A 26,303-nucleotide genomic window follows, 5' to 3' on the forward strand; every position below is an offset into this window, starting at 1 on the left:
CTTTAAATATACGTATTTATGAGCGCGCACGACAAGGGCGGGGCGACACGAGCGCACGGCTTTTTTTTAATAAATCGACGATAAGGTCGTCGGAAACGCTGCCGTCGAGCGCAATCGTTATCCAATTTTTTTTGCTCATGTGATACGCATCGTAAAAACCGCGCCGCTTTTTCAGCTCGATACTTTTTTCAGGATCGATTTTTACGTTGATGACTTCGACGATCGCATCGTCCGCCGAAAGAGAGGCAGCGCGCCCCTGCTTTTCGATTTTGCTTTTCGGTATATTCATAATGATCCCGTACCATTTGCGGTTTTCGGGATTTCTGAATACGCCGTACTCGGGAGCGGTCGAAAACGGAAAATCGATTTTATCGCCGAAAAGTTTTTCCGCTTCGCGCGCGATCCGGTTCGCCTGATCCGTCAAAAACGGCTGCGGCACAAAGCACGCGTTTTTAATTTCCCGCAAAAACGCTCGGTAACTTTCGCGCACTTCGTTTACGAACGCGCTTTGCCGGCTTTTCGCCCTGAGCGGAAGATAGCGTTCGCCCGCCTGCACGTCGAACACCGAAGCGCTGATATCTCCGCCGCTTGTGACAACGACGTCGGCCGTAAAATCGCCGTTCAAAAATTTTCCGGAAAACGAATACTTCGAGCCGTTTTTAACAAAACCGAATTTCACAAGTTTTGCAAAATCGGGAATCGAGCGCGCAAAGATTTCTTCTTCGATCGTCATGCTCGAAAAAGATTCGCCTGCAAGATTTGCAATGTCTTTAATCGTCGCCATACGCTTTTTCCGTCAGCTGCTCCGGCCGCATCCTGAACTGTGCCGGAGATGCGCCGAAATATTTTCGAAACAGCACGTAAAAATATTGTCCGTTCGATATGCCGATCCGCTCGGCGATCTCTTTTATCGTCAAATCGGTTTCCAGCAAAAGCCGCTTTGCATGCGCCATCCGCGCTTCATTGATATAATTTGCGATCGAAATATTTTCCGATGCTTTAAACAATTTCGAAACATAGGTATCGGACAGGCCGAGACTGTCCGCGATCGCCTTTGAAGAAAGCTGTGCATCGTACAACTGCTCGTCGACGATCCGTTTGATCCGCTCGGCCGTTTTCTTTTGCTTTTGCTTATGTTGCTCTTCGCTCTGCGCACAGATCTTTTCCATAAGCGCATAATACTCCGCCTCTATGTCCGAAATAACTTTCGCCTGTTCGATGACTAAAGCGATGCGGTCGGCACTGTCGTACAGCCGTTCCTCTTTTTCGGCGGAGGGCGTACCGTCCAACGCGGCCGTAAGGTTTACATAAAGGCGCTTCAAATTAAACACGATCGCGGCGTATCGGTATTCGCAGAGTTCGCGTACCGTATCGCCGTAAGAGGCTTCCGCCGCCGCACGGTTACCGGCCCTGAGCGCCTGCATCAATTTCGCTTCGATCGCTTCCGGATAGCGCATGCCGCTTTTCCGCGTATCGATATAACGCTCATACGCCGCCCCTTTTTCGCGGTAAAAGATGCGCGCCGCATACAATTCCCGAAGGCGTGTAAAAGAACGGTACATATCGCACGCGCCGCAGATTTTTTCGGAAATAACCGCAAAGGCTTTTTCATTCCCCGCGATGCGCTCAAAATATGCGGACGCTTTTTCTTCGCTCGAAAACTGAACGATAAACGCAAAGAGATCGTCGACGGCAACGCGTTCCGCCGCACACGGAGCATCCCCTTGCCGCGCGGTTTCCGCCGGCGCACATTTTACAGATTCGGCGGCGGATTTTTCTGCCGCCGTCGATGCCGGTTGCGCTGCCGTTCGTTCGACACCCGGCAAAAATTCGGACGCGGTTAAAACGATGTACAGCGGATGCAATGTATCGAGCTCGGTTTCACAGCCGCTGAAAGCCGTTTGCAAATCGACATCGTCCGGAGCGGGAGAGGTAAGCAGCTGTTTCAGATATTCCCTCTTTAATATGGAAGCGGATGCTTCTTTGCTTACGAGCTCTTTTTGAAGGTACTGATCGATATTATTAAAAACCGCATCTTCACCGGAAGCGTTCTGCCCTGTTTGTACGGCAAAAAAATTAACAACTTTTTTGAGCGGAACGTAAAAGCGTATCAATATGAGCAGCGAAACGAAAAGCCAGCTTACGAGAATAATCGCGGCAACCTGTACGGCGGTCGTCCGAAAACTTTCGAGTTCGTACGAAAGCCTGTCGGCGTCGATGCAGCGTATATAGTAGAGCTGCGGGTCTGCAAGATACGAATAGATAAACGATGTGTCTCTCACCTTCTTTCCCGCCGCATACCCCGATGCGCGCGGTTTTACCGTTATGTAGCCCGAAAGTGCCGAAGCGTTCCGTATCGCCGAAAAATCGCAGGAAGCCGTATTTTCGGAAACGACATCGGGAAACACGATTTCATCGGTATCGAGGCGGTAGAGCACGCAGTTGTCGTACGGAAATTGAAAATACAATTTATTAAATTCTTTTGCGTCGAAATTGACCATCATCGCATTCGTGCATACACCACGGGCGTCCGTTTCCGAAATGATAAGCGAATACACATCGCCCCTCCAAATCAAATACGGATAACTCGCGTCCTTTGAGGTCAGCAATTCGACGGCCCCCCTGTCGGGAAAATCGCCGCACGTATCGGAACCCGTTTCCTTTGTCGAATAGACGTATGCGCGGCGAGCGTTGTACACGTACACCGAATCGATAAAGCCGTTCGAGCTCGTAAACGAATTCAATACCCTGATCGCGAGTATCGCGTCAAAATTGGAAACGTCGGCCTGTGTGCGCAGTTTCGTTACTTGGGGATTGTAAAAGTTCTGATATGTGCAGGCGGTCAGCATCGTGTGCACTTGTTTTGCCGTGCTGTCGGCATACTGCACGAGTTCGCCGGTCATATTGGAAATGGCGCGCAGTACCATTTTTTCGTGCGCCGCGCTCAAAATCGCAACGACGACGACAAAGGACAGAGCTGCAGTGAGAAAGTGAAACAGCCACGTAAATGCCGCGTAATACGAAGTAGAACTTTTCATACTCATCGAAAGCAAAAACCTGCTTTTAATAAGTATAGCACAAACGCGCCGCTTTTTCAGCACTCGACCCCCGCATCCGGCACTGTGCCGTCGGGAGCGCTTTGCGCATAAACTTTACGCAAGCACTCCGCGCAATTAGACGAATTGGCGACGAGTACGCAGCTTGCAACGAGCGTACGGCACAGGAAACTTATATTTTACAAAAAACTCCGAAATCGCAATATCTTCGCGATATATATAACGGAGGACGCTTATGCACAAAAGTTTTGACGATCTGACTATCGCCGACGATTTTATGTTCTGTAAAATCATGCAGGATGAAGGTATTTGTAAAGAATTCCTCGAAATGGTCTTGGCAAACGAAATCGGGAAGATTGCCTGCCTGTCGCCGCAAAACACCGTAGCGACCGGCGTTGCAGCAAAGTCGGTACGCCTCGACTTACTTGTAAAAGACGAAGCGGGCAAATCTTACGATATCGAAATGCAGGTATCGAACGAACACAATATCCCGAAACGTATGCGATACTATCAAGCAGCGATTGACATAGCATTCTTGGACAAGGGAACGCATTACAAAGCCTTAAACGACTGCTACATTATTTTCGTCTGCCTTTTCGATGCAATCGGCAAAGGCCGGCCGCTTTACACCTTTGAAAACATCTGCATTGAAAACCGGCAAACGCCCTTACAAGACGGCACAAAAAAGATTATAATAAACGCGGAAGCTTTTAGCAAATCCGAAGACGCGGAGCTCAAAGGTTTTTTGGAATACCTGAAAACAGGTAATGCAAACACAGATTATACAGGGAGGATAGAAACGATGATACAAACTGTAAAAAAAAGTGAACAGGCACGGCAGGAATACCGCTTTATGTCGGGGTTTGAAATGGATGCCCGGGATAAAGGCTTTTCCGATGGCTCGCGCCAAGCAAAGCTTGAAACGGCAAAGTTGATGCGCGCTCACAATTATCAAGTGGCGGAAATTTGCGCAATGACCGGCCTCAGCGAAGCGGAAGTGGAAAAGCTGTAAACTTGGATGCAAATGCACTGTGCCGTCGGAAGCGCTTGCGCATAGACTTTACGCAAGCACTCCGCACAATTATACGAGTTGACGCCGAGCGCGCTCTTCTTCGGAGTTTTTATCGTCGTCTTTATACCACATGACGCCGACCAAATCGACGCGGCACTCCTCTCCCTGCCTGAATACGACGCGGTGCGGTGTCTGCACGAGGAGCATCTGTCCGCCGACTTTTACGTAGTATTCGGTGCAATCGGTGAGGAACACGCGCTTTTCAATTTTCGTTTTATATCCGACCGATTTATTCAGATTGATCGCATTCGGGCGCGCCGCCATAAAACGCTTTTCCCCGTTCGACGCGTCGTCGGGAAGCCGGCACGGAATGGCCTGCGAATAATCGCCGTCGGGATACGCTTTGCCGTCTTTGATTTCGACTTTGACAAAGGTCGATTTTCCCAAAAAGCTGTGCACGAATCTGTTCACCGGTTTGTTGTAAAGATTGCGCGGCGTATCGATTTGGACGATCTTTCCCATATCCATGACCATCATGCGGTCGGACAGTGCCATCGCTTCGGACTGATCGTGCGTGACGAAGATGATCGTAAAATTGAATTTTTTCTGCAGCTCTTTGATTTCGAAACGCATCGACTCGCGCAGTTTCGGATCGAGATTCGAAAGCGGTTCGTCGAGCAGCATGACTTTCGGATTCGTCACGATCGCGCGCGCAAGAGCGATGCGCTGCTGCTGTCCGCCGGAAAGATTCCCCGGATAGAGCGATTCCAATCCGTCCAAATTCGTATACGAAAGAGCTGCGGCAACCCGCTCTTTGATTTCGTTCCGTGCAACTTTTTGCACTTTGAGCGGCAGCGCGACGTTTTCAAAAATGTTCATGTGCGGCCACACCGCGAACGCTTGAAACACCATACCCAATCCGCGTTCTTCCGGCGGCACGTACAAGTTTTTGCTTTTGACCGACACCGGCCGCCCGCATAAATGAATTTCGCCTTCTGTTAAATCTTCGAAGCCCGCGATCATGCGGAGCGTCGTCGTTTTGCCGCAGCCCGACGGGCCGAGAAAAGAAAAGCATTCGCCCTCTTCAATTTCGAGATTGAAGTCGTCTACCGCGACAACCGACTCTATCGATTTTTCTTCGAATTTTTTCGTAACGTGTTTTAATACGACTTGAGCCACGGCTCTACCTTCCTTTTCTCTCTTTTGTAATCTGCGTGACGATCGTATTACACACGATGATCAATATGATGGCTACCGAAGCGAGCGCGGAAGCTCTCTGGATATAACCGTCGCTGCGCAGCGAGTAAATCGCCACCCCGAGCGTCCGCGTATACGGACCGTAGAGCAGCACCGATGTGGTGAGTTCGCGCATGGCGGGCAAAAAGATCAGGAAAAATCCCGACACCATCGCCGGCCGGATAAGAGGCAGCGTTATGTCTTTGAGCGCTTCGCTGTGAGACGCCCCGCACGAACGCGCGGCATCTTCGAGAGACGGATGCACTTGCTGCAAAGACGCGGACGCGGACTTCATCGAAAACGACAGATAACGCGCGATGTACGCGATGAGGATGATCCAAATCGTATTGTATAAATTGATATGGAAGATGACGCCCGACCACGCGAGAATAACGCCGATGGCGAGTACCGTTCCCGGAATCGAATACGGAAGCACCGAAACGATTTCCAAAATGCCCTTGCCCTTCGGTTTGATTTTGTTGACAACGTACGCGATCATAACACCGAGGAACATACTCAACACGCCAGCGGAAACGGAAAGAAACAGCGAATTACGGATCGAATCCGTTACCATTTTATTGCCGAACAATATGTTCGCATAATTTTTAAACGTAAAGTTTGCAAACGTAAGCGGCAGTCCGTACGCTTTCAAAAATCCGACGAGGAAAATCATGACGAGCGGTACGAGCACGATGACGATGAGTGACAAAAATGCGATAACCAGCAGCGGATATTTTCCGTGGCGCAATTTGATCAGCGTCGGACGCATGCTCTTTCCCTTGATGATATCGTAACTGCCCGAGCGCAGCACGAGCTTTTGAATAACGAGAGCGATCGACACGACTATGACGAGCAAAACCGAAAGAGCCGCCCCTTCGCGGATGCCGTTGAAATCGCCGGCCGCACGGTTTATCAACTGATAAATCTTCGTCGGCAGCGTATAGATATTTTGCGAAAATCCGAGAATCGACGGAACGCCGAAATGCGCGAGCGATGAAATGAGGATGAGCAGCGCACCCGACGATATGGCAGGCAGCACGAGCGGAAGCGTAATCCTCCTGATAACGTAGCCCTGCTTTGCACCGGCGATGCGCGCGGATTCTTCGAGCGTCGGATCCATGCGTTCAAGCGCGCTGACGACCTGCATAAACACGAACGGAAAATAATACGACACTTCGACGAATATGATACCCCACACCGAATTGATGTTGATCGGCGCCTTTTGCAAATGGAAAGTCGACATAATCCAATTGTTGATATAGCCGCCGCGAGCGGAAAGCATCAAATCCCACGCCATTGCTCCGAAAAACGGCGGAAACATATACGGGATCGTAAAGAGGCTGCGCATGAGGCCTTTGAGCGGGATGTCGCTTCTGCCGAGCAGCCACGCGTAAAAAAGCCCCACGATCGTACCGAGCACCGTCACCCAAAACGCGATGACGATCGTATTCCACATGGCGCCGATATTGTCTTTGTTGCCGATGACGCGTGCAAACAAACCCAAGTCGAATCGGTGTTCGTAAAAAAACGCGTTGTAGATGATCATAAAGATCGGAATGATGACAACGATAAACAAAATCACAAAGCTGAGCGCCGTCATGACACCGTCGAGATTCAAGGCAAAACGTTTGCCGTCAAGCTTTGCCAAATCGGCATTGCGGTTTTTAAACATCATACAGCCTCCGCCGCCCGGGCGGTTTTTTCCCGCGCATAGTATTTCGGATTGATGAACTTCAGCCCCGCAACGTCGCCGGGCACATATTCGCGGGAATTGAGCATGTCGAGCGTACCCTGTTCGACGCGTATTTCCTTGCCTTCGAAATCGACGAAGTAGGTGCTTTCGCTTCCGAGAAAACTCGAACTCTTTACGGTACCGCGCACGGAAGAGGTTTCATCGAAAACGATGTCGGACGGACGGATGCCCATATCGTATTCGCCGTTCGTCACATCGGACGGCAAAGCGGATTCGGGGACATCGGCGTAGCGTATCTCTTTGCCGTTCAGATCAAAATACATGCCGTCTGATTTTTTCTTTACCGGAATAAAATTCGATACGCCGATAAACGTAAAGACGAATTTATCGGCGGGGGTGAGCAGTATCTCTTCGTCGGTGCCGATTTGGCTTAAAGCACCGGAGGGATTCATCACCGCGATTTTATCGCAGAGCTGCAAAGCCGCCTGCTGATCGTGCGTTATATATAAAATCGTCGTACCGACCGTCCGCTGGATCTGCCGTATTTCGACGAGCATCTCTTCGCGGAGCTTTGCGTCGAGGTTCGTAATCGGCTCGTCGAGTACGATAACGTCGTCCGACGACACGAGAGAACGCGCGATCGCAACACGCTGCTGCTGCCCGCCCGACAGCTGAGACGGCAAGTGATTTTTATATTTTTCCATCCGCACTTGAGAAAGCGCGAACTCCGCTTTTTTTTGTATTTCGTCTTTCGGCATCTTTTTCTTTTTCATCGGATAGACGACGTTTTCCCACACCGTCATGTGCGGCCATACCGCGTAATCCTGAAAGACGACGCCGATATTGCGTTTTTCGGGCGCAACATTGATACGCTTTTTTGCGCTGAACACACATGTGTCACCGATGTAGATTTCGCCCTTTTCCGGTTTAATAAATCCGCAGAGACAGCGGATGAGCGTCGTTTTGCCGCAGCCGGACGGACCGACGACGCCGAGGATTTGACTTTCGTCCACCGTGAGCGAAAAATCCTCGAATATCGTGTGCCCTCCGTATCTGAATGTAACGGAATCGAATTTTATCTGAGCCATATACGTACCGAATCGGTTTATGGAAAACCGCAGCATACGGCGGCGGCCGCGATAACGAGCAACGCCGCCGTGCAATTTTTATTTGAAGATTTTATCGAAGACGGCGAGAACATCGCCGCTGTGCTTTGCAATTTCCGCGTCGTCGATTTTCATAGCGCGCTTGGCGATTTCCGACGGAGAGAGACTGCCCTCTTTTTGAACGTCGTCTCTGATCGACGCACAGCCGTGTTCGCTCAAAATCTTCTGACCTTCTTCCGACAGGATGTAATCGTACAAAAGTTTGCCGTTTTCCTGATTCGCGGAATTTTTAATGAGCGCGATCGGACTTGAAATGGCGACGAGATCGGTTTCGGGATACACGAATTTGATCGGAGAACCGTCGCTTTCGAGCGTCTGCGTAACGTAGTCGACGGCGATACACACTTTGTATGCGCTCGCAGCGACTTTCGTATGCGTCGACGTCGTACCGCTTTCAAGTTCGGTGCCCGCCGCTTTTAATTTTTTAAAATATGCTTCGCCGTATTTTGCGTCGGCGAGCAAGCCCGCAACCGCGTAAAACGTCGTTCCCGATTCGCCGGGATCGGTCATAACGATTTGATTTTTATAAAACGGATCGAGCAGATCGTTCCACGTTTTCGGCGCCTGTTCCGGTTTTACCGTATTCGTGTTGTATGCGAAACCCATGACGACCATGCGGCCGCCGCAATAATAATTTTCGGGATCTTTATACAACGCGTCGACGTGAGCGGCTTCGGGAGACGCATAGGCTTCGAGAATGCCCTGCTCTTTGAACGTAATATAGTTCGACGGATCGCCGACCCATACCAAATCGCAGGCGATTTGCCCCGACTGCTTTTCGGCAGCCATTTTCGTCGCGACTTTACTCGTTCCCGCAGCATAATAATCCATAACGATGTTCGGGTATTTTTTGGTAAACCCTTCTTTTACCGCGATGAGCTGCGCTTCTTTCAGCGACGAATACAACATGACCGATCCGGACTGCGACGAAGATGTCGCTTTCCCGGAGGATTCCGCGCTTTTTTTCGAACACGAGATTATTCCCGCGATCAATAGGATTGCCGTCAATACGGCTGCGATTCGCTTGTGCATATCATTCTCCTAAAACGTGATCGATGTGGCTGTCCAAAAGCTTCGATTTTCGGACAGTTTCTTTGATTGTGCGTACAGTATAAATCATATCGTATATTTTGCCAGTGTAAATTTCGGACATCGGCTGAAAAAACCGTTTTTTAAACCGCTAATTCAGCAAATGATAAAGGTTCCGCGGCAAACGGCAGGACCGCTGCCGGAGTACGACCTGTGCGAATCGAAACGATAACGCGATTTATTCGTGCGGAGGATTTCATACCCCGTCACTCTGCATCGGGGTTGTTGATTGTGTTTTTTTTACAATTACGATATAGTGGCGCATATATGCGGGTACAGGATCCGCAAGGGGAACAAGATGAGCGAAAAAAAATTGAAAATTTTGGGCTGGATCGGAACGGTACTTTCAGTGTTTATGTATGTATCATACATTCCCCAAATATGGGGCGACGTTCACGGACACAAAACGCCGTTTATACAGCCTTTAGCTGCCGCAGTCAACTGTACTATATGGACGGCTTACGGACTTTTAAAAGAGAAACGCGACTATCCTTTATCGGCGGCAAATCTGCCCGGCGTTATCTTCGGACTAATTGCAACATTCGCTGCCTTTTAATCGAACCGGTACGCCTACGGCTCACACACATCACCGCATATAAATTCCGCTACATTGACGCATGCCGCGCCCTATGATAAAATTATTTACTCAATATGGATAAAGCTTTTTACGATGCGGAAAGATTTAAAATGGACGAACTTCGCGCCGTCGATGCGAAATTCGAAGCGCAAAAAATAGCGTTTGCGCCGCTCACATTTCAAGCGATCCGCGCCATGCTCAATTTGAATATTTTGCGAGCGATCGAAAGAGCGGGAGACGAAGGTATCACCAGGGCGGAACTCGCTGCAAAGACGGGCGTTTCGGAATACGGTGTCGGCGTGCTCTGCGAAATGGCGCTCGGCATGGGTGTCATAAAGCTCACTCAGGACAGCCGAACGGACGACAGCAAAGGCGAAAAATTTATCATCGGAAAAATCGGTTGGATGCTGCTCGAAGACGATTTGACAAAGGCGAATTTCAATTTTACAAACGATATCTGTTATATGGGCGCTTACGATTTGGATGAATCGATCCGAACGGGAAAACCGGCAGGATTGAAATATTTCGGCACACAGTGGGCGACGATCTACGAAGCGCTCTCTTCGCTGCCCGACCGGGCAAAGCGCAGTTGGTTCGCGTTCGATCACTTTTACAGCGACATCGCCTTTCCCGAAGCGCTTCCGATCGTGTTCGGCGACAAGCCGCAGCATCTCGTCGACATCGGCGGCAACACCGCAAAGTGGGCAGTTGCATGCTGCGCCTATGACAGCGGCGTACACGTGATGATCGTCGATTTACCCGGACAGACGGCCGTCGCCGAAAAAAATGCGGCAAATGCGGGATTCGCAGACAGAATCTCCGTACATCCGTGCAACGTGCTCGACGAAACGACATCCCTTCCGACGGCGCCCGACGCCGTGTGGATGAGTCAATTCCTCGATTGCTTTTCGCTTCCGCAGGTGACGAAAATTTTAACGAAAGTGCACAGTACGGCGAAGCCCGAAACGAATGTGTACGTACTCGAACCTCTGTGGGACAAACAGCGCTTTGAAGCGAGCTCGTATTCGCTGCAGGCGACATCGCTTTACTTTACGTGCATGGCAAACGGCACGAGCAAAATGTACCGCTTCCGCGAACTCGTCGATGCCGTCGAAGCGGCAGGCTTTGCACTGAAGCACGAACATCACAATCTCGGCTCGAACAGCTATTCGCTGCTCGTATTCCGAAAGAAGGCCTAGACGTGGCACAGATCGTCGTTTCGAATACAACAGCATGGGCGCCGGGACTCGTTTCAAACGACGACTGGAAAAAGTGGGCGCACGGCGAAAAATCGATCGAAAAGACAAACGGTACGCCGAAGCTCGAATACGTCGACGCGATTTTCCGAAGGCGATTCAGCCAGATAAGCAAAATGACGATTCAAGTCGTACACGACGTACTCGAAAAATCGCAGTGCGGCAAAGATACGCCGCAGGTGTTCATCTCGCATCGGGGAGAACTTGCACGCGAATTCGCCGTGAGCAAAATGATCGTCGAAGAAAAAGAGGTGTTGCCGGCTTCTTTTTCGCTTTCCGTGTTCAATACGCCGATCGCGCTCGCATCGATTTCACTCGGTTTGCACGGCGGCTATTCGGCAGTCTTTCCGTCCAAGTGCAATTTTCGAAGCGCATTCGAAGGTGCCTGCGCATCGGTGCTTTCGGGCACGGAGACGGAAGTCGTGCTTGCCTATGCCGACGAACTTGCGCCCGAAGCGTACAAATCGCTCGATGCGGGAAACTGCGATCCGTTCGCATTCGCCGCCGTTCTTTCCCTTTCCGGAAACGGCGTCCGTATCTCCGACGTGTCCGCCGTTTCGGAAACTGCGGCGGATTTTTTAAAGGATATTATTTTAAAGGATACGTCGTTTTGAGTGAATTAATAAACAATAAAATCGATTCCGACGCATATCGCTATGCCCGTGAAGATTTACCGCCGATAAAAAATCCGCTCCTCTACGTATACGGTGCTCTCGCTAAATTATTTTTGTACGCTTTTTTCGGAGTCGGCAGCGTCGTTCTCGGCATCGTCGTCTTTCCGATCGAGCGGCTTTTGATCCATCCGAAACTGCGATTTCAAAAAGCCGCACGCTCGACCGTTTCGTTTATGTTCCGCTTTTTTATCAACGTCATGCGCTGTCTCGGTGTCGTGCGCTTTCAAACGGCGGACAAAGAAAAATTCCGCAGCCTCTCGTCGAAGATCGTCGTTGCAAATCACCCGTCCATGCTCGACGTCGTATTCCTCATTTCGCTCATCCCGAATGCGGACTGCATCGTGCGCGGAAATCTCGCAAATTCGATGTACGCAAGCGTCATCAGGCAGCTGTACATCGTCAATACGCTCGGCTATGAAGAAATGATCGACTTTTGCAAAAAATCGCTTGCAACCGGAACGAATCTCATCGTGTTTCCCGAAGGAACGCGCACGCCGCGGCACGGCACAAACGCGTTCAAAAAAGGAGCTGCCCGTACAGCGCTCGACACGCACTGCGACATCCTGCCCGTATACATCGGAGGCAGCGATAAATACGGACTCGGCAAACACGACGCGTTTTTTTCTTTCGCGCGTTCGGGGGTATACCGCTACAACGTCTATATGCTCGATGAAATCAAAATAGCAGACTACGAATCGCTTGAACCGCAAATTGCAGCGAAACGCATTACCGAAAAGATACATCAAACGATCGCAAATAAAGCCATGTTCGTCGACAATCGATTGATATAAACCGATTATCAATCGTAAATCCGTATCGATTTTTATTAAATTTGAAACGGCATATTATTAATTTGGGAGTTCAATATGGAACAACGTGAAAACCTCAGCTCAAGGCTCGGATTTATCCTTCTCTCCGCCGGATGCGCGATCGGAATCGGAAACGTATGGAAGTTTCCGTATATCACCGGATTTCACGGATGCAGCGCCTTCGTACTCGTGTATTTGTTTTTCCTCGTCATCATGGGCATCCCTGTTTTGACGATGGAATTTTCCGTCGGACGTGCGAGCAGAAAAAGTCCCGTCCGCGCGTTCAACGCGCTCGAAAAGCCGGGACAAAAATGGCATTTACACGGTTATATGGCGCTCGCGGGAAATTACCTGCTTATGATGTTTTACACGACGGTTACCGGTTGGATGCTCCACTATTTTTATCTCAGCGTAACGGGCGCATTCGACGGCAAAAACGTTGAGCAGGTAAGCGCCTTTTTTCCGATGATGCTCTCCCAACCCGCCGTTATGACGTTTTGGATGATCGTCGTCGTCGCCTCGGGCTTTGCAATCTGCGCCGCGGGTTTGAAAAAAGGCGTCGAAAAAATTACCAAGATAATGATGATCGCACTCTTTGTACTGCTGCTCGTACTTGCGATCCACAGCATATTTCTAAAAGGCGGAAGCGCCGGTTTGAAATTTTATCTCCTTCCCGACTTCGAACGGATGAAAGAAACGGGCATCGTCGCAACCGTCGTCGCTGCGATGAATCAGTCGTTTTTTACGCTGAGCCTCGGCATCGGCGCTATGGCGATTTTCGGCAGCTATATCGGAAAAGAACATTCGCTGTTCGGCGAATCGATACGCGTCGCCGCCCTCGATACCTTTATCGCATTTTTTGCCGGCCTCATCATATTTCCGGCGTGTTCGGCGTTCGGCGTCGATGCGGGAAGCGGCCCGAACCTGCTGTTTATTACGCTGCCGAATATCTTCAACAATATGGCAGGCGGACGAATTTGGGGCAGTCTCTTTTTTATCTTTATGGCCTTTGCGGCTTTTTCCACCGTCATCGCCGTCTTCGAAACGATCATCGCGTGTAATATCGATTTGACCGGCCGGTCCCGGAAAAAAATCGCGCTCACCAACACATTCATACTGATAGCTCTTTCACTTCCGTGCGTGCTCGGCTTCAATGTGCTTTCGGGCATACAGCCGCTCGGCAAAGGTTCGGGCATCCTCGACTTGGAAGATTTTTTAGTCAGCAATATCGCGCTTCCGCTCGGCTCGCTCGTCTACCTTTTGTTCTGTGTGTCGAAGCGCGGCTGGGGATGGAAACAATTCACCGAAGAAGCGCACGCAGGAGACGGCGCAAAGCTTCCGAATTGGCTGCGGTTTTATACGACGTATATTTTGCCCGTCATCATCGTGTCGATATTTATCATCGGCATAAAGGATAAGTTTTTTTAAACGGCTTCCGTTCGTCCGCACGCCGGCAGCAAAGGATGTGCGGATATCGGGAGGCGCGTGATTTATTAATTAACAAAATCAGTCACAAAGTTTTAAATGGATTTGAAATTGCCAAAAGATTAAAAAAATCGACAGTATCTCTATATACGGATACAACCAAAAATTCGGAAAAATCGTCGATCTCCAATATGCCGGAAAAATCGTCGATGATTTTCTTTCCGATTTGATCATCCAGCGTAACGATATAACGCTGCGCATCGTATTCCCGCGGTATTTCTATATGAAGGGATACTTTTTCATTCGGTATGCAGTCGCCCGGAATGTACCGATTTCCGTTCGAATCAAGCGCATATATATCAATAAACTGATCTTTACAGACGATTATACGCTGCCGCTTTATCGCCGTCATCGCTTCTTTTTCCAAATCGGAAGCGGATAGATCAAGCCCCAAATAGGTGACGTATTCATGTCCATGGAACGGGCGCGCATGGTAATCGAGCGCGCTGATTGCTCCGAGATGCAAAAATCCCTCGCGAAGACGCTTGAGCCAATCTTCTATGACCATATCGTTACGGCTTCGCGACCAATCGCCGGTATTGAGAATTTCAAAATAATCGATTTTTGAATAATCGGAAATCGTATACATCCACGCGCAACTCGGCACGATCGGATAACCGATACGTATCGGATGTGCGTAACCGCACAGCGCATTTCGTTTGTGAATATCATCGAATACTTGTTCGGGATTATCGATTTGATAATAGCGCCAGTCGATATATTCTTCCAAACCGAGAGCGGCGATATGTCCGTAATACGAGGATATTTCGTTTCCGCGAATTCCGATAATATTTTTTTCTTTACACCGCTTAAGGAACGCAGGAATACCGCTCACCGCATTGTGATCGGTTATCGCCAAAATTTGCGCACCGCGAGCGCTGAGTTTATCGACCATCTGTTCAACGGTATCTTTCCCATCCGAATGAACGGTGTGATTATGTAATTGCGCATTGAGCCAAGTAATCAATTAATTTTCCCCCGTCACCGTCAGCACATAATCACATGAATCGGTGTAGACTGCAAAAACATGCAATATCAGTTCGTACATGCCTATCGTATTTTGTTTGCCGATAAATCCGTCGGTCGTACAATCCTTTCCCAACCTTATCCGCTGTTCGCCCGGAAAAAAATGATGTTCGCCTCTCCATCCGTCCGGCCCTTTTATCGCAATTGAAATTTGATTTTTTATCGGAATCGCTTTTTGTATAACGTTCGAAACGTACGGTTCATCGTTTCGATAAATCTGCGTTGCCAATGCTTCTCTCATCATTCCCGCGAGATCGGGATTCTGCTCTTCCAAAAAGAGCGGCGCATAAGAAAAATCGACGACAATCGATCGATATATTTTTTCCACCGGAAAAATGAAAGAAACATGAGTGTAGTGTATATATTTATAAAATGTTCCCTTTGTCTTTAATACTATTTCCGCCATTATGTTTTCCTTGAGATTTATACCCCTGTAATAAAGCGCTATTCAATTCACACTATATTATCATATTTATAAAGGGATACGCATTCTTTTAATAAATAATAAGCGATCATTCGGTTAATACGCATGCGCTATTTTCATCGATTTCCAAATATACGGTATCACCTTCTCGGTAACGCTCCGATGCGGTCGGATTCGAAATTTCTACAGTCACCCGTTCACCGCCGAATTCTCCGTCATATTCTATTTTCGAACCGAAATATACGGCCTTTACAACCGTACCGCAAATACCGCGCGCAGCGTCCGTTGTCAGCTTTGCAGACTCGGGGCGAAACGCAATAAAGCATTCCGCACCGTCGGAAACTTTTACATACGGTTCAATCGAAATATCCATCGTCTTATTCATCACTCTAACCGTTTCGATATTCCCGCTTCGTTTTACCGCAACGGCGTTAATAAAATTTGCTCTGCCGATAAAATTCGCGGTAAATCTGCTGTTCGGATGTTCATAAATCTCTTCCGGTGTACCGACTTGCTGAATTCTTCCGTCACGCATAATAACGATGCGATCGGAAATCGCCATTGCTTCCGCCTGATCATGCGTAACGTACAAACTCGTAATGCCCAACCGCTTTTGCAGCGCGCGAAGTTCGCCGCGCATATACTCGCGCAATTTTGCATCGAGATTCGAAAGCGGCTCGTCAAATAAAAGAACGCTCGGTTCTATAACGGTCGCCCTAGCCAATGCCACACGCTGCTGCTGGCCGCCGGAAAGCTGATTCGGAAAACGATTTTCCAAACCCGTCAATTCCATCAAATCGAGGATTTGTCGAACGCGCTGTTTTATCTCCGACTTCGGATGTTTTTTAACTTCAAGTCCGTATGCGATATTTTTCCATACGCACAGATGCGGAAATAACGCATAGCTTTGGAATACCATAGATACATCTCGTTTATTCGGATGAGTAAGCGCAACATTACGTCCTCCGATTAACAATTCACCGCTTGTCGGGAATTCAAAGCCGCTTATCATACGGAGCGTCGTCGTTTTACCGCAGCCCGACGGACCGAGCAAGGTAACCATTTCGCCGTCGTTTATGGTAAGCGAAATATTATCTACGGCGATAAAATCTTTTTTTACGTCAGGGGAAGGAAACAGTTTTGTGATGTTTTTTAATACGACATCGCTGCTCCTGTTGTTAAATTTTTTCATTTCCATGGTGTACCTTCTTTTGTTAGAATTTATGTACTCTCGGTTTTAAAATCCATTTAACAAGAGCATTGATAATACCGATCGCAACCAAAATGATGATTATCATGTAGACAACGAGGGCGGCCGCATCGCTGTATTTGCTTATGTCAAACAGACCGTATACCTTCGACGTAGCAAGCGGCCATTTCGGCGAAGTCAAAAAAATCACCGTACTTACCGCGGTCATACTTCTAACGAATGAAAAAACGATTCCCGTAAAAAACGGCGATTTTAACAACGGCAGCGTTATCCTCCTGAAAGTCATGCCGTTACCGGCTCCCAAAATCGAAGACGCTTCATCGATCGACTTATCTATCTGCAAAAGCGTCGAAGCGCCGGATTCAATCGATACCGATATGTTTCTGAATATAAATGCGGCAAGCAAGATATACGGCGTGCCCGTTAGAATTATCAATCCCGTATTGAACGCGCTTATATATCCGATGCCGAGTACCGTTCCGGGAATGGCAAATGTAAGAAGCGAAGAGATTTGCATAATTTTTCTCCCGGGGAATCGTTTGCGCGTCGTCAAATATGCGATATATATTCCCAACATACCGGTTAAAGGAGCGGCGATAAGCGAAAGCTGCATAGACTTTCCGAGCGCTTCTTTTGCATATGTCCACGCATATTTGAAATGGCTGAAACAAAATGTATAATCTATACCCCATGTTTTTGTAAATGCGCCTACAAATACCGTACCGTACAACAATAAAAATACGGCGGAAACGCAAATACAAAAAATAAAAAACGGTACGGTCGATTTTCCGTGTATTTTGCGCGTCTGTGAAACGGATTTACCGGTAATCGTAACGAAAACTTTTTTCTGCAGCCAATATCGCTGCAACAAAAAAGCTATGACCGTCGGAGCAAGAAGCGCAAGCGCCAAAGCGGTACCCGCATGAAAATCATACATACCGGTAATCGTTCTGTATGCTTCGGTTGAAAGCGTCGAATAATCGCCTCCTATGACGGCAGGATTTGAAAAGTCTTCAAGCGATTGCACAAACGTGAGAAGCGCAGCGCTGATCACGCCCGGCAACGAAAGCGGGAACGTCACCGTCCAAAATGTATGCCACCGAGACGCACCGATATTCATAGCGGCATCTTCGACGGAAGAATCGATGGACGCAAGGATCCCCGTCAAAGTTAAATAAGCAACGGGGAAAAACGATATTACTTGAATAAAAACAAGACTGCCGAATCCGTACACATTGCTGTTTTTTATACCGAATAATCCGTTTGTGATGATTCCCTGGCGTCCGAATAAAAAGATAATCGAAAGCGCTAAAATAAACGGCGGCGAAATAATAGGCAATTGGATTATCGTATTAAAAAATCTCCGACAAGGTACTTCGGTCCTATTTACGGCAAAAGCAAAAATATAACCGATTATCGTAGCAAGAACGGAAACGACAACGGCAAGCTTTATACTGTTTATAAACGTCGTACGGTATGAACGGGATTTAAAAATAGTCGTTAAATTGGAAAATGTCGCTTTGTGCGTCTCATCCGTAAAAGCCAATTGCATGATTTTTAACATAGGGTACAGTACGAATGTCACCAGCAATATGAACACGACGAGTATTGAAACAACAAGCATCGGCTGGCGCAGCAATGTCCGAAAACCTGCAAACCTAACTGTTTTACCGCCGCCTGTCAAAGCTTTTTCAGACATGCGTACCTCCCGAATACAAAATAAAAGGAGACGGAAGTTTCCTATAAAAACTCCCGCCGTCCGTCGATGATCTATTTCAACGATTTTGCATCATCGATCGTTGCAATAAATTTTGCGATCAATGCACGTCTATCGCGCCCCGAAACTTCACGATCCGCATTGAATACTTTTATCCGGTCAAGCGGTATCAAACCCTTGCTTACATTTGCATTTTTATTGAGCGGCATCCTTGAAGACCCCGACGTTTCAAAACAATCCTGACCCCTTTTGGAAAGCATCCAGTCGATGAATTTTTTTGCGTTCTCAACTTCATTTACGGGACCGTTTTTGACAAGCGCTATCGCATTGACGTCGACAAAAGTCGGATCGGGAAACGCGATCTCTATCGGATACCCCTGATTTTGGTATTTCAGCGTATCGCTGTCTACCGTAAGACCGACTGCCGCCTCGCCGAGTGAAACGGAAGAAGGCGCGGAAGAGCTTGCTTTTGCATAATACGGCACGATTGCCGTAAATTTCTTAAAATAATCAAAAGCGGCATCTTCACCTTTCAATTGTACCATCGACGTTAGAATATTCGATGAAACGCCGGATGTCGACGGATGCGCCATAATCACCATTCCTTTCAAGCGCGGATCAAGTAAATCCTCCCACGTTTTCGGATACGCCATAGCATGTTCTTTAAACCAATTTTTATTAACCGCAAAACATAAAACGGCGAGACAAACCGGTTCCCACATATTATTTTTTTCGTAAAACACTTTAGGGATATTATCGAGTTCCGGAGAGCGATACGGCGTAAATACGCCTTCATTGACTGCAGTGATATAATTTTCCGATCCGCCGCCGCAAATGACGCTTACCTGAGGATTGCTTTTTTCGCTGATGGCGCGGGTAATCATTTCACCGGCGGAAAGACGTACATAATTAACGTGAATACCCGTATCTTTTTCAAATTCTCGGCAATATGTCGGAATTTCATCTTCCGTCCAGCCGAAATACACGCTTACTTCTTTTGACGTACCGTCATTGGAGCCGAGCGCAAAGAGTAAACCTCCGCTTAACAGCACTATCCCGAACATCGCTACCCAGTTTTTCATATTGCCTCCTGGAAAACTATTTTGTCTTTCGAATCGAAAGATTTATATATATTACACGCAATTTTATCATATGATTTTTCTTTTTGCAAGAAAAATATTTACTATTTTGTTTTTATTTTTTTTGTTTCAAAAGAATAAGGTTTGCTTGTGTTTTTATGCCGCTTATGTCATAATTCTATGATATGGTACTTGAAACTCAAATAAATCAAAATATATTTCATATTGAAAGGCGCAATCAGATATTGGAACTCATCCGAAACAACGGAAAAATCATCGTCAAAGATATAGCGGAAAAATTCAATGTAACCGAAGTGACTATCCGTCAAGATTTGAAAATACTCGAACGCAACGGCCTTTTAACGCGTACCTACGGCGGAGCGGTGGAACGTTCGCATTCTTCGCTCGACAGACCGTTTAATGAACGGATGATTAAAAATTTACCGCAAAAAATCGCCATCGCAAAAGAAGCGCTCAATCTTATCACATCCGGTGACAGCATGATTTTTGACGGAGGAACGACCTTACTTGAACTCGTAAAGCTTATAAATCAAATCTCATTTGAAATTACAATCGTGACAAATTTTATTCCGCATATTCAGTTCCTCGATAATCTGCAAAATATCAGCCTTACCGTATTGGGCGGCACGTATAACGCGACGAATAAAAATCTACTCGGCTTACTCGCAACGACCGCACTCCATAATATTTTCGTCGATAAAGCTTTTTTAAGCGCAACGGGGATAAGTCCCGACTACGGTATCTCCTGCGCATCGTTTCCGGAAGCCGAATTCCGAAAAAAAATCCTTGAAAAGGCGAAAGAAAAAATTTTACTCGTTGACAGCAGTAAATTCGGTATAACAAGTTTTGCCCAATGCGGAAATCTCAGTCAAATAGATACCGTCATCACCGATGGGGAAGCCGACAGCGCCGCAGTAAACAGCATCAAAGAACGAGGCGTCAACGTCATTATTGCAAAGACATCAAAAGAACAGACGGAACATTAATTATCGATAACTCGATATCGGAATCATATCTCGATTTCACCTTCGTAAACCGTGTCGCTCTGTCCGGTCAAATAGACGGTATCGCCTGTGTACTTTACGATGAGCGTGCCGCCTTTCACTTGCACGGTGATATTTTCATCCATCGGACAATAGCCGTTCAGCACGGCAGCGATCGCGGCTGCACATGCGCCGGTACCGCAGGCGGGCGTTTCTCCGTTGCCCCGTTCCCACGTCCGCATCTTCAATTCATTCCGGCCGACGACACGCACGAACTCCGTATTCGTCCGATTCGGGAAAACGGCGTTGTTTTCAAAGAGCGGCCCGATTTTTTCGACATCGACTTTATCGACAAAGCCGCAAAATACGACGCAGTGCGGCGTACCGACGGAAAGGCACGTAACGTCGTATTTCGTACCGTCTACGGTAAGCGGCACATTGACGATGGCTTTTTGAGGAATCCGGGCGGCAAGCGATTCGCGCGAAGTCGAAACGGGCGAAAGCGTCGTCGGAAGAGATGCGGCATCGAAAAGCGGGCGCCCCATGTCGACGGTAACGGAAGAAACTTTTCCGTCGAGTTTATACAGCACGAGCGACTTCGTGCCGCTCGCCGTATCGATCGAAAGAGATGCCGTCGGGGATGCCGCATCTCCGCGGTCTTTTACGCCGTTGATATTGTTGTCGTACAGATATTTTGCAACGGAGCGGATCGCATTTCCCGCCAAGCGTCCTTCGCTTCCGTCCTGATTGAAAAACTGCATATACGCGTCCGCTTTGTCCGAATCTTTGACGAGCACGAGCGAATCGGCGCCGATTTCCATGCGGCGATTGCACAGGCGGACGGCAAGCCCCGCAGGATTCGCTACCGCCTGCTTCCTCGCATCGATGAGGATAAAATCGTTTCCCGTACTCTGCATTTTGCAAAAGCGCAGTTTTTCTTTCGATTCGCGCAGCGCGTTGATATCGACGAGTTCGACGTTTTCCGCATTGTAATGGCTCATGAGGCAGTTCGCAATCGCGTTCGCCGTATCGATCGCGGTGAGGCAGGGTATGTCGCGCTCTACGGCGTGCCGCCGCATACGCACGCTGTCGGCATGCGGGTCGCGTCCCTTCGTGCTCGTCGAAATCACGTAGTCGATTTTACCGGTATCGAGGAGCGTCAAAAGATTGTCGTCGGGATTTTCGTGGATTTTATTTACGACCGTCACTTCCATGCCGAAGTCTTTAATAACGCCCGCCGTGCCTTCGGTCGCGTACAGCGTAAATCCCATATCGTAAAATTTCCGCGCGAGGTCGGGGATTTCAAACTGATCGGTTTTCCGCACCGTAAACAAAACGCCGCCGCTTCTTTTCATGCGGTAACCCGCGCCGATGAGCCCTTTGTAAATCGCTTCTTCCATCGTCGAGGCAAGACCGAGCACTTCGCCGGTCGATTTCATCTCCGGTCCCAAATGCGTATCGACGTCCATGAGTTTTTCAAAACTGAACACCGGCACTTTTACGGCGAAGTACGGCGAAATGCGGTACAGCCCCGTACCGTAGCCGAAAGTTTTTACTTTTTCGCCGAGCATCGCGCGCACTGCAAGTTCGACCATCGGCACGCCGGTCACTTTGCTGATATAGGGCACCGTGCGGCTCGAACGGGGATTCACTTCGATCACATAGAGATCGTTGTTGTAGATGAGATATTGAATATTGACAAGCCCTTTCGTGCCGAGCGCAAGCGCGAGTTCGCGCGACTGCTTGATAATTTTTTGCCGGAGGATATCGTTGAGATTCCACGACGGGTATACGGCGATCGAATCGCCGGAATGAATGCCCGCGCGTTCGATGTGCTCCATGATACCCGGAATCAAAATGTCTTTGCCGTCGCAGATCGCATCGACTTCGAGTTCGGTGCCGCCCATATATTTGTCGATGAGCACCGGATTTTCGATGCCCTGCGAAAGGATGATGCCCATATATTCGCGCACATCGGCGTCTCCCCACGCGATGATCATATTTTGTCCGCCGAGCACGTAAGAGGGTCTGAGCAAAATCGGATAGCCGATGCGCTGTGCGGACGCGATCGCTTCTTCCGTCGTCAAAACCGTTTCCCCTGCGGGTTTATTGATACCGAGTTTGACGCAAAGCGCTTCAAATTTTTCGCGGTCTTCCGCGATGTCGATCGATTCGGCGCTCGTGCCGAGAATTTTTATGCCCTGTTCATCGAGAAATTTTGTTAATTTTATCGCCGTCTGTCCGCCGAAAGCAACGACAACGCCGATCGGTTTTTCCGTATTGATGACGCTCATCACGTCTTCCGGCGTAAGCGGTTCGAAGTACAGGCGGTCTGACGTATCGAAATCGGTTGAAACCGTTTCGGGATTGTTGTTGATCGTCACGACATCGTAGCCGAGTTTTTTCAGCGACCACACGCACTGCACCGACGCATAATCGAATTCGATTCCCTGACCGATGCGGATCGGTCCCGAACCGAGCACGATGATCGTACCTTTTTTGCTTTTCGATTTTGCGTGTTCGGCGAGAAAATCCGCCGCTTCGTTTTCCTCATAGTAGCCGCCGTAAAAATACGGCGTTTCCGCGCTGAACTCACCGGTGCAGGTATCGACCATTTTATACGTCGCGGGAATGTGCGCGAGCTTACCCTGCTTTACGAGCGCGGCGGCGTCTTTCGCTTCTTTAATAATTCCCGAGCCGCCCGGGATCGCAACTCCGCTCAACTCGGTGATCGTTTTATCGGGGAAGCCGTCTTTTTTCGCTTCAAGATACAAAAGAGGCGAAAGCTTTTGCTTTCCGGTTTTTACCGATGCGAGCTCGAGTTCACGGAACGCGATGTGCTGCAGTTTTGCCAAAAACCATATATCGATTTTCGTAATTTTATTAATTTCGTCGATCGACATGATGCCGCGCACGAGCGCTTCGTAGATCGCAAAAATTCTGCGGTCGGTACATTCTCCGATGCGCTCTTTGATGCGCTCATCGCTTTCGTTCACAAACTGTTTTAAGCGCATCGAATCCGTTCCGATTTCGGCGCCGCGTACGGCTTTCATAATCGCTTCTTCAAACGTGCGCCCGATCGACATCACTTCGCCCGTCGCTTTCATCTGCGTGCCGAGCGTGCGCTTCGCATATACGAATTTGTCGAACGGAAATTTCGGCATCTTTACGACGACATAATCGACGACGGGTTCGAAATACGCCGACGTTTTTTTCGTCACGAAGTTCGGGATTTCGTCGAGGTTATAGCCGATCGCGATGAGCGTCGCAACGCGCGCAATCGGATAGCCCGTCGCTTTCGATGCGAGCGCCGACGAACGGGATACGCGCGGATTCACTTCGATGACCGCATATTCGGAAGTCGAAGGATGCAGCGCAAACTGAACGTTGCATCCGCCTTCCATGCCGAGCGAACCGACGATATTGAAAGAAGCCGAACGCAGCATTTGATATTCTTTATCGGAAAGCGTCATCGTCGGAGCGACGACGATCGAGTCGCCGGTATGGATACCGACGGGATCAACGTTTTCCATAGAGCACACGGTAATCGCGTTCCCGCTGTGATCGCGCACGACTTCGAATTCGATTTCCTTCCAGCCGGCGATACATTTTTCGACGAGAATCTGATGAATGGGTGAACGGTGCAGTCCGTTTTGCGCAATCTCTTCGAGCTCGCTCTTCGTTTCCGCGATGCCTCCGCCGGTGCCGCCGAGTGTAAATGCGGGGCGCACGATTGCAGGATATCCGATTTCATGTTCGGCAAAATCGACGGCGTCCTCAAGCGTCGTCACGACTTTTGACGGAATGCACGGTTCGCCGATGGACAGCATCGTGTCTTTGAAAATCTGCCGGTCTTCCGCTTTATCGATCGTATCCGGCCGCGCGCCCAAAAGCTGCACGCCGTGACTTTTTAAAAATCCCGATTTGGCAAGCTCCATGCTCAGCGTCAGTCCGGTTTGCCCGCCGAGCGTTGAAAGCAAACTGTCGGGCTTTTCCTTTTCGATAATCCGCCGGATCGTTTCGGGAATAAGCGGTTCGATATACACCGCGTCCGCCATGGAGCGGTCGGTCATGAGCGTTGCAGGATTCGAATTGACGAGGACGACGCTCAAGCCCTGCTCTTTGAGCGCTTTGCACGCTTGCGTACCCGCGTAATCGAATTCGACGGCCTGCCCGATGACGATCGGCCCCGAACCGATAACCATAACTTTACGAATCGATGTATTTAACGGCATAGGGCATCCTCTTAAAATACAATTATATATTTTTATAAAAAAAATGAATACCCCCGACAACGATACTTCCACAACAGTACACCGCTTGCAACACACACAAAAAACCGCCCTCAAAGTCGAAGTATTCTCCGGCTTGAGAGCGGTCAATCCGTTTTTCAATGTGTAATTGAATTAACAATTACACATTACCAATTAAAATCATTACCCGTTCCTTACGGTGTTATTGCCTCAATCGTGCCAAAGTCCTTCCAGCCTTCTGCGGCTTGGTAGAGTGCTTTGGAGCCGGCGGGGACGCGGAGCGTCGTTACAAAACCGATGGGCGTGTCCTTAAACACATCTTTACCTGCTTCAATGACCGGCGGAGTTGCCGCTTTGCACGTTACCGTCTTCAGTTTAGGATCTTCAAAAAAGGCATTATACTCTATTTTGGTAAGCGTTGAGGGGAGCTCGACCGACGTCAGTTCGGGACATAAGGCAAGAAAGTAGGCGTTAAGAACTTTTATGTTTTCCGGTACAACCATAGAGCGCACTTTTATGAGATGTATCGAATGCGAGCCGATAGATTCCAGAGACGACGGCAGGTTAAGCGTTGTAAGATTTTCGCAGTTCCAAAGCGTATTACTGCCAATAGTCTTTAAGCCGTCAGGCAGCGTAACGGAAGTGAGTGCGGAAACACCGCCAAAAGAGTAACGCTCCAATTTTGTTACGCTTGCAGGAACGGTGTAAGATGCATCCGGTTTACCCGGCAGATAGCCTAACAGTACGGTTTTATCTTTGTTAAAGATAACGCCGTTTTCGGCCAAAAGATAGGTGTTATCGGATGCAACCGTTACGCTTTGCAGCATAGTCCCCCACCGAGAAACAAACTCTACGCTCGTCACCGTGTAGGTTATGCCGCCGTGGGTAACTTCTTTGGGTATGTAAAGCGATGGTACCGTGTACTCCACGAAGGTCCAAGAAGCTGTCCTTCCGGTTACGCTCACCTCGCGGGCGGTTTTGTCCGTTATATAGTAGCGTACGCCGCCTTCTTCAAAGTACTTTACATCAGCTTGAACGGTGATGAGACCTGAAAAAGCGGTTTGCCCGCTTACCGTGTCGACTACCTTTATGCGCGTTGAGCCGGCATTGTTGCACTGTACCGTAATATTGCCGTGGCTGTTCAAGTCCCACATACCGAGCGCGATGATGCCCGCCGTTTCAGGTTCCGCCATGAAGTTGCCCGAACCTCCCGTTACAAACCGATGTGTAAACTCATCTCCTGCCGTTTTGGTAAATGCCGTTGTATCTACCGTGAGTGCGGCTCCTGCATATTTGAACTTTACTTTGATGTGTGCATCCGCCGTTACGGTGTGGTTGTAACTTGTGTTTGTTCCAGCCGCGGCGATGGGCGTTCCGTTGTTTGTCCATTGTTCCACCGCGTAGTTCGGGTCGGCCTGTGCGGTAAAGGTTACGGTTTTACCGTGTTCCACTTTATCGCCTGTACTGATTTTGCTGCCGTCAACTTTTGCCGTGAGCGTGCCGTGTCCGCCGTCTACGCCGAAATCGATTTTACATA

At 48.8% G+C, this 26,303-nt stretch carries 20 protein-coding genes; 7 read left to right on the plus strand and 13 right to left on the minus strand.

The annotated features are described in order from the left end of the window. Positions 1-16: 16 nt before the first annotated feature. Positions 17-784 carry an MmcQ/YjbR family DNA-binding protein gene (locus tag HMPREF0860_RS10735; RefSeq protein WP_021331633.1) on the minus strand — a complete coding sequence of 256 codons (768 nt, stop codon included), beginning with the start codon at positions 782-784 and terminating at the stop codon, positions 17-19. Next, a complete protein-coding gene (locus tag HMPREF0860_RS10740) occupies positions 771-3,038 on the minus strand; it encodes a helix-turn-helix transcriptional regulator (RefSeq protein WP_162147015.1) in 2,268 nt (755 codons plus the stop codon). Before HMPREF0860_RS10740 ends, HMPREF0860_RS10735 begins: the two co-directional genes overlap by 14 nt. A gap of 253 nt (positions 3,039-3,291) precedes the next feature. On the opposite strand from HMPREF0860_RS10740, the gene HMPREF0860_RS10745 reads away from it, so the two are divergent. Beyond that, a complete protein-coding gene (locus HMPREF0860_RS10745) occupies positions 3,292-4,068 on the plus strand; it encodes an Rpn family recombination-promoting nuclease/putative transposase (protein ID WP_021331642.1) in 777 nt (258 codons plus the stop codon). Between the two features lie 69 nt (positions 4,069-4,137). On the opposite strand, the gene HMPREF0860_RS10750 is transcribed toward HMPREF0860_RS10745, so the two are convergent. The 4 genes from HMPREF0860_RS10750 to HMPREF0860_RS10765 form a co-directional block, all read right to left on the minus strand. Continuing rightward, positions 4,138-5,247, minus strand: coding sequence for an ABC transporter ATP-binding protein (locus tag HMPREF0860_RS10750; protein WP_021331606.1), 1,110 nt, complete (start codon positions 5,245-5,247; stop codon positions 4,138-4,140). Between the two features lie 4 nt (positions 5,248-5,251). Further along, the gene (locus HMPREF0860_RS10755) at positions 5,252-6,979 is read right to left on the minus strand and encodes an ABC transporter permease (protein WP_051170005.1); all 1,728 of its coding nucleotides are present in this window, start codon (positions 6,977-6,979) and stop codon (positions 5,252-5,254) included. Then, on the minus strand, positions 6,976-8,085 hold the full coding sequence (locus HMPREF0860_RS10760; RefSeq protein WP_021331635.1) for an ABC transporter ATP-binding protein: 1,110 nt from the start codon (positions 8,083-8,085) through the stop codon (positions 6,976-6,978). Before HMPREF0860_RS10760 ends, HMPREF0860_RS10755 begins: the two co-directional genes overlap by 4 nt. 78 nt (positions 8,086-8,163) lie before the next feature. After that, the gene (locus tag HMPREF0860_RS10765; protein WP_021331605.1) at positions 8,164-9,195 is read right to left on the minus strand and encodes an ABC transporter substrate-binding protein; all 1,032 of its coding nucleotides are present in this window, start codon (positions 9,193-9,195) and stop codon (positions 8,164-8,166) included. A gap of 355 nt (positions 9,196-9,550) precedes the next feature. Between HMPREF0860_RS10765 and HMPREF0860_RS10775 the strand changes: the two genes are divergently transcribed. The 5 genes from HMPREF0860_RS10775 to HMPREF0860_RS10795 all read left to right on the plus strand — a co-directional run bounded on the left by HMPREF0860_RS10775 (position 9,551) and on the right by HMPREF0860_RS10795 (position 13,996). Beyond that, positions 9,551-9,808 (plus strand): SemiSWEET family transporter, encoded by a 258-nt coding sequence (locus tag HMPREF0860_RS10775; RefSeq protein ID WP_021331602.1) that lies wholly within the window; start codon positions 9,551-9,553, stop codon positions 9,806-9,808. Positions 9,809-9,903: 95 nt separating this feature from the next. After that, a complete protein-coding gene (locus tag HMPREF0860_RS10780; RefSeq protein WP_021331629.1) occupies positions 9,904-11,028 on the plus strand; it encodes a methyltransferase in 1,125 nt (374 codons plus the stop codon). 2 nt (positions 11,029-11,030) lie between these two features. Then, positions 11,031-11,699: a beta-ketoacyl synthase chain length factor gene (locus HMPREF0860_RS10785; protein WP_021331643.1), complete on the plus strand. Its 669-nt coding sequence runs from the start codon at positions 11,031-11,033 to the stop codon at positions 11,697-11,699. Further along, on the plus strand, positions 11,696-12,550 hold the full coding sequence (locus tag HMPREF0860_RS10790; protein WP_021331637.1) for a lysophospholipid acyltransferase family protein: 855 nt from the start codon (positions 11,696-11,698) through the stop codon (positions 12,548-12,550). The genes HMPREF0860_RS10785 and HMPREF0860_RS10790 overlap by 4 nt, the downstream gene beginning before the upstream one ends. A gap of 75 nt (positions 12,551-12,625) precedes the next feature. Further along, complete coding sequence (locus HMPREF0860_RS10795; protein ID WP_021495762.1) at positions 12,626-13,996, plus strand: sodium-dependent transporter; 1,371 nt, start codon at positions 12,626-12,628, stop codon at positions 13,994-13,996. 82 nt (positions 13,997-14,078) lie between these two features. Here the strand turns inward: HMPREF0860_RS10795 and HMPREF0860_RS10800 are convergent, their stop codons facing one another. The 5 genes from HMPREF0860_RS10800 to HMPREF0860_RS10820 form a co-directional block, all read right to left on the minus strand. Next, positions 14,079-15,020, minus strand: coding sequence for a CehA/McbA family metallohydrolase (locus HMPREF0860_RS10800; RefSeq protein WP_021331616.1), 942 nt, complete (start codon positions 15,018-15,020; stop codon positions 14,079-14,081). Continuing rightward, a complete protein-coding gene (locus HMPREF0860_RS10805; RefSeq protein ID WP_156002238.1) occupies positions 15,021-15,407 on the minus strand; it encodes a hypothetical protein in 387 nt (128 codons plus the stop codon). A gap of 184 nt (positions 15,408-15,591) precedes the next feature. Next, on the minus strand, positions 15,592-16,695 hold the full coding sequence (locus HMPREF0860_RS10810) for an ABC transporter ATP-binding protein (RefSeq protein ID WP_038081962.1): 1,104 nt from the start codon (positions 16,693-16,695) through the stop codon (positions 15,592-15,594). A 22-nt stretch (positions 16,696-16,717) separates the two neighbouring features. Continuing rightward, entirely contained in the window at positions 16,718-18,412 is a 1,695-nt protein-coding gene (locus tag HMPREF0860_RS10815; RefSeq protein WP_021495771.1) for an ABC transporter permease, read from the minus strand. Between the two features lie 71 nt (positions 18,413-18,483). Then, a complete protein-coding gene (locus tag HMPREF0860_RS10820) occupies positions 18,484-19,512 on the minus strand; it encodes an ABC transporter substrate-binding protein (RefSeq protein WP_021331601.1) in 1,029 nt (342 codons plus the stop codon). 182 nt (positions 19,513-19,694) lie between these two features. Between HMPREF0860_RS10820 and HMPREF0860_RS10825 the strand changes: the two genes are divergently transcribed. Continuing rightward, a complete protein-coding gene (locus tag HMPREF0860_RS10825; RefSeq protein ID WP_021331621.1) occupies positions 19,695-20,516 on the plus strand; it encodes a DeoR/GlpR family DNA-binding transcription regulator in 822 nt (273 codons plus the stop codon). Positions 20,517-20,539: 23 nt separating this feature from the next. Here the strand turns inward: HMPREF0860_RS10825 and carB are convergent, their stop codons facing one another. Then, the gene (carB, locus tag HMPREF0860_RS10830) at positions 20,540-24,748 is read right to left on the minus strand and encodes a carbamoyl-phosphate synthase large subunit (protein WP_021331640.1); all 4,209 of its coding nucleotides are present in this window, start codon (positions 24,746-24,748) and stop codon (positions 20,540-20,542) included. A gap of 212 nt (positions 24,749-24,960) precedes the next feature. Further along, a partial coding sequence (locus tag HMPREF0860_RS14165; RefSeq protein ID WP_021495761.1) for a leucine-rich repeat domain-containing protein occupies positions 24,961-26,303 on the minus strand: 1,343 nt, incomplete at its 5' end.

The sequence above is a fragment of the Treponema socranskii subsp. socranskii VPI DR56BR1116 = ATCC 35536 genome, assembly GCF_000468115.1.
GTDB classification, from domain to species: Bacteria; Spirochaetota; Spirochaetia; order Treponematales; family Treponemataceae; genus Treponema_D; species Treponema_D socranskii.

Excerpts from the sequence above, each read along its gene's own strand:
- carB (WP_021331640.1), bottom strand. The coding sequence starts at position 24,748 with ATGCCGTTAAATACATCGATTCGTAAAGTTATGGTTATCGGTTCGGGG.
- HMPREF0860_RS10820 (WP_021331601.1), bottom strand. The coding sequence starts at position 19,512 with ATGAAAAACTGGGTAGCGATGTTCGGGATAGTGCTGTTAAGCGGAGGT.
- HMPREF0860_RS10795 (WP_021495762.1), top strand. The coding sequence starts at position 12,626 with ATGGAACAACGTGAAAACCTCAGCTCAAGGCTCGGATTTATCCTTCTC.
- HMPREF0860_RS10810 (WP_038081962.1), bottom strand. The coding sequence starts at position 16,695 with ATGAAAAAATTTAACAACAGGAGCAGCGATGTCGTATTAAAAAACATC.
- HMPREF0860_RS10735 (WP_021331633.1), bottom strand. The coding sequence starts at position 784 with ATGGCGACGATTAAAGACATTGCAAATCTTGCAGGCGAATCTTTTTCG.
- HMPREF0860_RS10815 (WP_021495771.1), bottom strand. The coding sequence starts at position 18,412 with ATGTCTGAAAAAGCTTTGACAGGCGGCGGTAAAACAGTTAGGTTTGCA.
- HMPREF0860_RS10740 (WP_162147015.1), bottom strand. The coding sequence starts at position 3,038 with ATGAAAAGTTCTACTTCGTATTACGCGGCATTTACGTGGCTGTTTCAC.
- HMPREF0860_RS10760 (WP_021331635.1), bottom strand. The coding sequence starts at position 8,085 with ATGGCTCAGATAAAATTCGATTCCGTTACATTCAGATACGGAGGGCAC.
- HMPREF0860_RS10825 (WP_021331621.1), top strand. The coding sequence starts at position 19,695 with ATGGTACTTGAAACTCAAATAAATCAAAATATATTTCATATTGAAAGG.
- HMPREF0860_RS10745 (WP_021331642.1), top strand. The coding sequence starts at position 3,292 with ATGCACAAAAGTTTTGACGATCTGACTATCGCCGACGATTTTATGTTC.
- HMPREF0860_RS10775 (WP_021331602.1), top strand. The coding sequence starts at position 9,551 with ATGAGCGAAAAAAAATTGAAAATTTTGGGCTGGATCGGAACGGTACTT.
- HMPREF0860_RS10780 (WP_021331629.1), top strand. The coding sequence starts at position 9,904 with ATGGATAAAGCTTTTTACGATGCGGAAAGATTTAAAATGGACGAACTT.
- HMPREF0860_RS10755 (WP_051170005.1), bottom strand. The coding sequence starts at position 6,979 with ATGATGTTTAAAAACCGCAATGCCGATTTGGCAAAGCTTGACGGCAAA.
- HMPREF0860_RS10765 (WP_021331605.1), bottom strand. The coding sequence starts at position 9,195 with ATGCACAAGCGAATCGCAGCCGTATTGACGGCAATCCTATTGATCGCG.